The organism is Microbacterium sp. NPDC097977 (assembly GCF_040302605.1).
In the GTDB taxonomy this organism is placed as follows: domain Bacteria; phylum Actinomycetota; class Actinomycetes; order Actinomycetales; family Microbacteriaceae; genus Microbacterium.
The window spans coordinates 1-8,900 of record NZ_JBEOUR010000104.1; the positions used below are offsets into that span (position 1 = coordinate 1).

Annotated in this window: 8 protein-coding genes and 1 pseudogene; 5 read left to right on the forward strand and 4 right to left on the reverse strand. The window is 70.0% G+C overall.

Annotation, left to right across the window (positions count from 1 at the left end; all coding sequences use genetic code 11):
- Positions 1-120: 120 nt before the first annotated feature.
- Positions 121-489, reverse strand: a complete 369-nt coding sequence (locus ABTZ43_RS16090; RefSeq protein WP_056419891.1) for a PLD nuclease N-terminal domain-containing protein — start codon at positions 487-489, stop codon at positions 121-123.
- Between the two features lie 177 nt (positions 490-666).
- On the opposite strand from ABTZ43_RS16090, the gene ABTZ43_RS16095 reads away from it, so the two are divergent.
- Positions 667-1,647 carry an oxidoreductase gene (locus ABTZ43_RS16095; RefSeq protein WP_350539519.1) on the forward strand — a complete coding sequence of 327 codons (981 nt, stop codon included), beginning with the start codon at positions 667-669 and terminating at the stop codon, positions 1,645-1,647.
- Between the two features lie 36 nt (positions 1,648-1,683).
- On the opposite strand, the gene ABTZ43_RS16100 is transcribed toward ABTZ43_RS16095, so the two are convergent.
- The gene (locus ABTZ43_RS16100) at positions 1,684-2,799 is read right to left on the reverse strand and encodes a PQQ-dependent sugar dehydrogenase (protein WP_350539520.1); all 1,116 of its coding nucleotides are present in this window, start codon (positions 2,797-2,799) and stop codon (positions 1,684-1,686) included.
- Between the two features lie 85 nt (positions 2,800-2,884).
- Between ABTZ43_RS16100 and ABTZ43_RS16105 the strand changes: the two genes are divergently transcribed.
- Positions 2,885-4,966 (forward strand): bifunctional lysylphosphatidylglycerol flippase/synthetase MprF, encoded by a 2,082-nt coding sequence (locus tag ABTZ43_RS16105; protein WP_350539521.1) that lies wholly within the window; start codon positions 2,885-2,887, stop codon positions 4,964-4,966.
- A 9-nt stretch (positions 4,967-4,975) separates the two neighbouring features.
- Here ABTZ43_RS16105 and arfB read toward each other — a convergent pair whose 3' ends face one another.
- Both arfB and ABTZ43_RS16115 read right to left on the reverse strand, forming a co-directional pair.
- Complete coding sequence (gene arfB / locus ABTZ43_RS16110; protein WP_350539522.1) at positions 4,976-5,416, reverse strand: alternative ribosome rescue aminoacyl-tRNA hydrolase ArfB; 441 nt, start codon at positions 5,414-5,416, stop codon at positions 4,976-4,978.
- Positions 5,417-5,458: 42 nt separating this feature from the next.
- A complete protein-coding gene (locus ABTZ43_RS16115; protein ID WP_350539523.1) occupies positions 5,459-6,745 on the reverse strand; it encodes an MFS transporter in 1,287 nt (428 codons plus the stop codon).
- A gap of 70 nt (positions 6,746-6,815) precedes the next feature.
- On the opposite strand from ABTZ43_RS16115, the gene ABTZ43_RS16120 reads away from it, so the two are divergent.
- The 3 genes and pseudogenes from ABTZ43_RS16120 to ABTZ43_RS16130 form a co-directional block, all read left to right on the forward strand.
- Positions 6,816-7,433: a TetR/AcrR family transcriptional regulator gene (locus ABTZ43_RS16120; protein ID WP_149422476.1), complete on the forward strand. Its 618-nt coding sequence runs from the start codon at positions 6,816-6,818 to the stop codon at positions 7,431-7,433.
- A gap of 20 nt (positions 7,434-7,453) precedes the next feature.
- Positions 7,454-8,296 (forward strand): helix-turn-helix transcriptional regulator, encoded by an 843-nt coding sequence (locus ABTZ43_RS16125; protein ID WP_350539524.1) that lies wholly within the window; start codon positions 7,454-7,456, stop codon positions 8,294-8,296.
- Positions 8,297-8,460: 164 nt separating this feature from the next.
- Positions 8,461-8,900, forward strand: a pseudogene (locus tag ABTZ43_RS16130) (iron-siderophore ABC transporter substrate-binding protein); the annotation flags it as partial.

Here is an 8,900-nt window from a genome sequence, read left to right on the forward strand (position 1 = left end):
CGAGCGCCTGCGAGCGGGAGCCGGGCGAGAGCACGAGGTCGCGCACTCCGTTGCCGATGAGCTCGGCGACGAGGGACGCGGCCGCGTCCATGGCCGGAGACTCCATGGCAGCAGGCGAGGTCACGGACGGGCGTCCGGCGCCGTGCTGTCCGGGGCGGGGCCGTCGTCGGTCTCGTCGTCGAGCCGCGCGAGCTCCTCCTCGAGACGGCGGATGCGGGCATCCTGCTCGCTCTTGCTGATGCTGCGGAGGAACTGGGGATCATCGTCCGGAGCGACGATGCGGATGGCGCCGCCGTCGTCGTTCGCCCGGCGACGGCCGAGCGTGAACCACAGGACGCCGCCGATCACCGGGACGAGGGCCACGATGGCGATCCAGATGCCCTTGCTCACACCGCGGTGCCGTGTCTGCGGCTGGACGGCGCAGTCGACGATGCTGTACACCCAGAAGATGGCTGCCAGGAACCCGCCCACGATCAACAGTCTCGCCACCCCTCCAGTCTAGGCGGGCATATGGGGGGCGGCTCGGCCCTGCCCCGGTCCCCGCCCCGACCGATGCCGGATCGTGAGGTCGCGCGGTCCGGGTGACGGGTCGGCGGGTGACGGGTCGGCGGACGACGACTGAGAACCATACAGCCTGCAGCGAGCGCACAGGCGTACGGTCATCTCATGACAGATCCCCTCGACATGATCGCCCGCCAGCAGCCGCTCGACTCCGAGTTCGGCTACCGCTCCACCGCGGCCGAGGTGATCGCCGGCGTCGACCTCTCCGGCCGCACGGCGATCGTCAGCGGCGGGTACTCCGGGCTCGGCCTGGAGACGGTGCGCGCCCTGTCGGACGCCGGGGTGCATGTGATCGTCCCGGCGCGGCGTCCCGACGTCGCTCGACATGCCCTCGACGGATTCGTCGGGACCGAGGTGCGCGCGGCCGATCTGGGCGATCTCGACTCGGTCGCCGCGTTCACGGAGTCGGTCCGTCGCGACGGCCGGCCCATCGATCTGGTGCTCGACGTGGCCGGGATCATGGCGACTCCCTTCGAGCACACCGCTCAGGGCTTCGAGTCGCAGTTCGGCACCAACCACCTGGGTCATTTCGCCCTCGTGGGCGGTGTCGCCGATCTGCTGACGGACGGCGCGCGGGTCGTCTCGTACTCGTCGGGAGGGCACTACCGCTCGCCGGTGCGCTTCGACGACATCGACTTCGAGACGACGCCCTACGACCCCTGGGTCGCCTACGGGCAGTCGAAGTCCGCGAACGCCCTGTTCGCGGTGGGGCTGGCGCGTCGGGGCGCCGACCGCGGCATCCTCGCGTTCTCCGTGCATCCGGGCGGCATCATGACCGAGCTGCAGCGGCACGTCCCCCGCGAGGAGCTGCTCTCGCGCGGCTGGATCGACGCCGACGGCACACCGAACCCGCGGTTCAAGACCCCCGCCCAGGGGGCGTCGACCGGTCTGTGGGCGGCGACCGCGGCGGAGCTCGTCTCCCGCAGCGGCGCGTACTGCGAGGACTGCGCGATCAAGGGCATCGTCCCGGCAGAACACACGGACATGACCACCGGTGGGGTGAAGGAGTGGGCGATCGACACGGATGCCGCCGAGCGCCTGTGGGCGCTGTCGGTGGCGGCGACCGGCATCGACGCGTTCGCCTGAGAGCACCGGTCGCCGTGGCGGCTCAGCCTTGGCGGCTCAGTCCCTGCCCAGTCGGAGGATGCGGTCGTCGCCCTGCGCCGGATTCCCGCGGCCGTCGGTGTTGTTGGTGAGCATCCAGAACGTGCCGCCCTCGCCGACGACGATGTCGCGCAGGCGGCCGAACTCGCCGACGTACTGGTCGGTGCTGCGACTCAGGTCGTCGAGCGGCACGACCCGCAGGCGTTCGCCCCGCAGGTTGGCGATGACGATGTCCGAACCGGTGACGGCGATTCCGCTCGGACTCGCCGAATCCGGAGCCCACTGCTGCACGGGGTCGATGTAGTCGTCGTCTCCGGCGATCCCCTCGACCTCGGGCCAGCCGTAGTTGCCCCCTGGCTCGATCACGTTCAGCTCGTCCCAGGTGTCCTGTCCGAACTCGCTCGCGTACATCGCACCCTCGGCATCCCACGCGATGCCCTGCGGATTGCGGTGCCCGTAGCTGTAGACGGGAGAGCCCCCGAAGGGGTTGTCGGCCGGAACCCCGCCCTCGGGCGTGAGCCGCAGGATCTTGCCCGCGAGCGCGTCGAGGTCCTGGGCGGCATCGCGGTCCCCCGCATCGCCGGTGGTCACGTACAGCATCCCGTCGGGCCCGACCCCGATGCGCCCGCCGTTGTGATTCCCCGCGGCCGGGATGCCGTCGATCACCGTCGTCGGCTCGCCGAGGGACAGGCCACCCGGCTCGCCGCGGATCTCCCGCCGCTCGACACGGTTCTCGTCCGCCGCCGTGATGTAGGTGAAGAGCTGGTCCTCGTGCACGGCCAGCCCGAGCAGACCTCCCTCGCCCCGGGCCGAGACGCCGTCGATCACGGCCACCTCGCGCGCCGTGCCGTCGTCGGCGATCTCGAGCACCCGCGCGCTGTCGCGCTCGCTCACCAGCGCGACCTCGCCGTGGAAGGCGATCGACCAGGGGGTCTCGAGCCTCTCGGTGAAGGACTCGGGGGCCGGCACGGAGACCGTCTGCGACGGCGCCGTGCAGGCCGTCAGAAGCAGCGACACCGACACGCAGGCCGCGGCGAGCGCCGCCCCGCGACGCCGCCTGCCGGTCGGCGAATGCGGGAGCGGGTGCGGGTGCGAGGGCGGCGGGCCGACCACCGGATGCAGGGAAAGGGGCATGGCTCCATTCAAGGCGGTGGAGGCGGCGAGCGACAGGTCCGATCCGATGCTCCCGCCGCGCGGTGACCGTCGGTACGCTGAGCGCATGACCGAGACGCGATCCGCCGCGCATCCCGCTCTCGCCGTCGTGCGGAGGATTCCGGCGACCCTGATGATGGTGCTGCTGATCCTCATCGTCGGCGTGGCCTGGCAGGGCCTGTGGCGCCCGTTCGAGAGCACCCCGCTGTTCGAGGACGTGGCCTACGGACTGCCGAACTTCCTCGCCGGCCGGTGGTGGACGCCGCTGACCGGGACGTTCTTCGTCAACGCCCCCTGGGTCTATCTCTTCACGATCTCCGGGTTCTGGGGCATGGCGTACCTCGAGTTCCGTCGGGGCAGCAGGGTCGCTCTCGCCTACTACTGGATCGGCCAGCTGTTCGCGATGTTCGCGACCGCCCTCGTGCTGCTGATCGCCTCACAGCTGCCCTGGGCGTGGGCCGCCACGCAGGCGCAGGCGCTCGATGTCGGAGCATCCGGCGGGACGATGGCGTGCATCGCCGCGGCCGTCGGACTCTTCCGCCCACCGTGGCGGGTGCGAGGCTGGCTGGTCCTGCTGGGGTTCGTGTTCATCTCCATGCTGTTCTGGGGCAAGGTCGCCGACCTCGAGCACCTGCTCGCGGTGCTGCTGATCCTGTTCGCCGACCGCACCCTGCGCGTCCAGCGCACGACGGTGAGGGAGCAGCGCCTCGTCGCCGTGGTCTCGCTGCTGGTGCTCGGTGCGGTCGAGATCATCACCACCCTGGTGGCCACCGACGGTCCGTTCGGTCAGACCGACCCCGCGTCAGGCGGATTCATCGACCTCGCGCTCGACCTCGTCGTCATCGTGGTGCTGGTCACCGGACTGCGCCGCGGGCGACGCTGGGCGTGGGTGCTCGTGATGCTGCTCGGGCTCTTCAACATCCTGGTGGGGGCCCTCGTGCTCGTGCTCATCACGGTGTTCTCGCAGGCCGACGTCGACCTGCGCTGGGACGGCGACACGGAGCTCGCTCTCGCGAACGCCGTGCTGTGGGTGATCATGCTCGCCTACCTGATCGCCGTGCGTCGGGCGTTCCGCGCGAAGCGGAGATCGCTCCTCGGCACGCAGCCCGCTCCCACCGCCGACGAGGTGAAGGTGGCGCTGCGTGAGCACGGCGGCGGGACGCTGTCGTGGATGTCGACGTGGGAGGGCAACAGCTACGCCCGCATCCCCGGCGGGCTGGTCGCCTATCAGCGTCGGGCCGGGGTCGCCCTCGCGCTCGCGGATCCGATCGGCCCCGCGCAGGCCCGCGCAGGGGCCGTCGCATCCTTCATCCGCGCGGCCGAGAACGCCGGACTCGTGCCGTGCTTCTTCAGCGCGGACGATGCCACCCGCCGCGCCGTGCCCGCGACCTGGCGCAGCATCGTGGTCGCCGACGACACGATCGTCGACCTGCCGGGGCTGGAGTTCACCGGCAAGCGCTGGAACTCCGTGCGGACCTCGCTGAACAGGGCGGGCCGCGATGAGATGACGTTCCGGATGACGCACCTCAAGGCCGAATCGTGGGGCGTGCAGCAGCAGCTGCGGGCGATCTCCGAGGCGTGGGTCGGCGACAAGGACCTCCCGGAGATGCGGTTCACCCTCGGCACGCTCGATGAGGCGGAGGATCCCGAGGTGCGCCTCGCGCTCGCCCTCGCCCCGAACGGCGACGTCGACGGGTTCCTGTCGTGGTTGCCGGTGTACGGGGAAGGCGGCACCGTGCGCGGATGGACGCTCGATCTCATGCGCCGCCGCGAGGGCGGCTTCGGCCCCGTGATGGAGTATCTGATCGGGTCCTCCGCGCGGCAGTTCTCGGAGGAGGGTGCCGAGATCATGTCGCTCTCGGGCGCCCCGCTCGCCCACGACTATCCGCCGGATGCCGGCATGATCGCGGCTCTCAGCGACCGTCTGGCCGAGGCGCTCGAACCCGTGTACGGCTTCGGCTCGCTGCATCGCTTCAAGCAGAAGTTCCACCCGCGCTACGAGACCATGTACCTGCTGTATCGCGACGAGGTCGATCTCGCCGCGATCGGCCGCGCCCTCACCCGAGCGTTCCTGCCCGACGCGACCCTGCGCCAGTTCGCCGGAGCGGGGCTCGAGCTGGTGCGCGGCACCGGCGACGAGAAGGACTGACCGCAGCGATCACCCGTCGCGCGGAGGCTTGCGCAGGTTCTTGATGCCGGTGCGCTGCTTCTTCGCGGTCAGGCGCCGCTCCTTCGAGCCACGACTGGGCTTCGTCGCACGGCGCTGCGGTGCGGGCGGGCGCAGAGCCTCGGCGACGAGGGCCACGAGCCGCTCGCGGGCGGCGTCGCGGTTGCGCAGCTGGGCCCGGTGCTCTGAGGCGGCGATCGTCAGCACCCCGTTCACCAGACGACCGCTCAGCCGGTCGAGAAGTCGCTCGCGCTGGTAGGGGGTGAGCGATGCGCTCGCCCCCGCATCCCACACCAGCTCGACGCGGGAATCGGCGGTGTTCACGCCCTGACCGCCCGGGCCGGATGACCGCGAGAACCGCCACGACAGCTCGGCCTCGGGGATGGTGAGGCCCGACGAGACCCGCAGACCCGGGCGGTGGGATGACGGCATGCCTCCATCATCCCTCCCCCACGCCCGTCCCTGCCCACCATCTCAGCCGTCGGCGTGCGCGAGCTCGATCGGCAGGACGTACTCCGTGTCGACGGATTCTCGCTTCGCGGTGTTCACGATGTGCGCGCGGCCGACGACGACCACGGCGACGAGCATGAGCACAGCCCCGAGCCAGTACGGCGCGGCATGGCTCACGGTGACGTAGAGGGCGCCCGCGATGAGCGGCGCCACCGTGCCCATCGCCGCGTTCAGCGACTGCGTCGCGCCACCGAGCCATCCCTGCTCGTCGTCTCCGACCGCATTCGACATCGCACCGTCCAACGCGGCGGTCGACGCCCCCTGCCCCGCGGCGAGCATGAGAGCGCCCACGATGAACACCCACGGCTGCGCGAAGATCGAGGCGACGATCGCGAGGGCGGTGAGTCCGATCGCCTGCGCGACGATGCCGCTGATGATCACGCCGCGCTCGCCGATGCGAGGAAGCAGGATGCCGAGCAGCAGGCCCTGGATGAGGATGTCGATGATGCCGACGCCGGCCGTGAGCAGACCGATCTGCGTCGGCCCCCACTGGACCGCATCCAGTGCCAGCACGCTGAAGTTGTTGACGAAGAAGCCGAACGGCAGCGCCAGCAGGCCGAAGCCGATCATCAGGCCGCGTAGCTCCCTGCGCCCGAAGGCCTCCCTGAAGACTCCGAACGGCTGGATGTCGCGCACCGCGATCCGCGTGATGCGGTTCTCGGGCGCGAGACTCTCGGGCAGCAGGAAGATGCTGAGGATCGCGATCGTCAGGCCGACGGCGGCGGTGAGGAACACCGGCAGCTGCAGGCTCACGGTGGCGAGCAGACCGCCGATCGCCGGCCCGATCATCATGCCGATGCCCGAGAGCGCGCCGAGCAGACCGAAGCGCTGAGCGCGCTTCTCGGGAGGGGTGATGTCGGCGAGATACGCGAACAGCGCGGGCAGGTCGCCGGCGGTGAGCCCCTGGATGACGCGGGCGAGCACGAGCACCCAGATGGCGCCGCCGATGCCGAACAGGGTCATGGCGAACGCGGCGCCGAATGCGGCGCCGATGATCACGGGGCGGCGGCCGAAGCGATCGGACAGCCGGCCGAGGAACGGGGCGACCAGGAACGCGCACAGGCCGTTGACCGCCTCGAGCACGCCGACCCAGATCGCGAGATCGCCCTCGTGCGAGACGTACTGCAGCACGACGAACGGCAGGACGGGGAGCACGACGGTCATGCCGACGACGGTGAGCATCGTCAGCACGACGAGCATGAGCCACGCGCGCTTTTCGCCGCGCGCAGACGAGATTTTAGGTGTAGTCACTCCGTAACTGTATCAATACCAGTTTTGGTGTCAAGCCAGTTTTGGAACGAGTGCGCGATACCCTGGACGCATGACCGATACCGAGCCGCTCGGGCGCCGTGAACGCAAGAAGGCAGCGACCCGGAAGAACATCTCCGACGTCGCGACGATGATGTTCCTCGAGCGCGGGTTCGACAACGTCAGCATCCGCGAGGTCGCCGACGCCGCCGACGTCTCCCCCACCACCGTGTTCGCGCACTTTCCGCAGAAGGAGGCGCTCGTCTTCGACGAGGACGACGAGCAGCGCGACCGGTTGGTCTCCGCCGTTCGCGAGCGCGCCGGCGGCGTGACGATCAATCAGGCGATCCGCGACTTCTACACGGCCGAAGTGGGCGCGAACATCGACGAGCACGGCAATGACGTGACGCGGATCTTCCTCGACTTCCTCAACGACACTCCGGCGCTGCGGGACTACGCGGCGAGGATGTGGCTGCGGCACGAAGACGCCCTGGCGGATGCGATCGCGGACGAGCTCGGACTGACGGCGCCGACCCCGGAGATCCGGGTGTACTCGCGTTTCGTGCTGCAGATGCAGCTGCTCGTGAACGAGAACGACGACCAGCTCGGCATCCTCGACGCGGGGTTCCGCGTGCTCGAGAGCGGATGGGCCCCGGTCGAGGCGCGGATCACCGCGAGCGACGCCCGATAGAGCCCGACGCGGAGCACAGAGTGAACTCCTATCGACAGGACGAGTGGGCCGCGAGCCCGGTGCAGCCGTCGACGATCCGCGAGCCGTACCTGATGGGCACGGGGGTCGTCACGGGCGAGGACACCGACACCCGGCCGCTCGCACCGCCTCACTCCCATCCCGATGCGATGCTCGCGTGGTGCTACCGCGGCACGGTCTGGGTGCAGCTGCAGGATGCCATGTGGCGCCTCGCGCCCGGGCAGGGCCTGTGGATCCCCGCCCGCACGCCGCACACCGCCCGCCACGAACGCGACTCGACGGGGTGCTACACCTACATCTCCGATGCGTCGCTGCTCTCCCCCATCGACGACATCGTGCAGGTGCTGGTGCCGCGAGCCGCACAGGAGATGCTCCTGCACCTCGGGGTGAACGACATGCCCACCGAGCTGCGGGTGCGCATCCAGTCGGTGCTCATCGAGATGCTGCAGCACCCGTCGGCAGAGACCGCAGACGGCTGGGGCGAGGTGCCCATGCCGGCCGACGAACGGGTGAGATCGCTCGTGCAGGCCGTGCTCGCCGACCCCGGCGACCCCCGCAGTGCGCGGGATCTGTTCGGAGCCCACGGGCTTCACGAGCGCACCGTCCTGCGCATCTTCCAGAACGACGTCGGCATGACATTCGGCCGGTGGCGAACCGGGGTGCGGATGACACTGGCCGCCCGACTGATCGTCGACGGCACCCCCATCGGCGCCGCCGCCCACCGCTGCGGGTACGCCACGACCAGCGCGTTCTCCGCGGCGTTCAAAGAACGGTTCGGCACGACCCCCCGGCAGCATGTGGCGCGCGTGCAGGCCGACCCGGTTCATCAGCTGTATTGGCGATGACGCTCCCGGGATGACCGCGGACTGTCGATTCAGCGACACAAGTCGTCTGTCTATCGACACCCAGCGCGCACTCCCCGTCCTAGCATCATTGTGTTAGGGCATGCTTACCTAACTTCCCGCCGCGTGGACGCGGCACGCCCCTCCCCTCTCTCTGAAGGAGAATCATGACGCACGCTTCTGCGCGCCCGAAGACCCGCCGCGGTGCCGCGCTCATCGCGGCCGCCATCGCGACAGCCCTCACCCTCGCGGGGTGCGCGACACCGGCCGACACCGCGGAATCCGCCCCCGCATCCGTATCCGGCGATGCCGTGGTCATCGAGCACGCCCACGGCGAGACGATCATCCCCGAGAAGCCGCAGCGCATCGTGACCCTCGGCTGGATGACCCCCGACATCGTCGCGGCCCTCGGCACGAACCCGGTCGGCATGGAAGAGGTCTGGGGCGCCGACGAGAGCGGCTACCAGCCCTGGTTCGAGGACTTCGTCACCGAGGAGTACGGCGAGACGCCCGAGATCATCCCCTTCACGGAGGACGGCCCCAACTACGAGGCGATCAAGGCGCTCAAGCCCGACCTCATCCTGAGCCTCTACTCGGGAGTCACCGA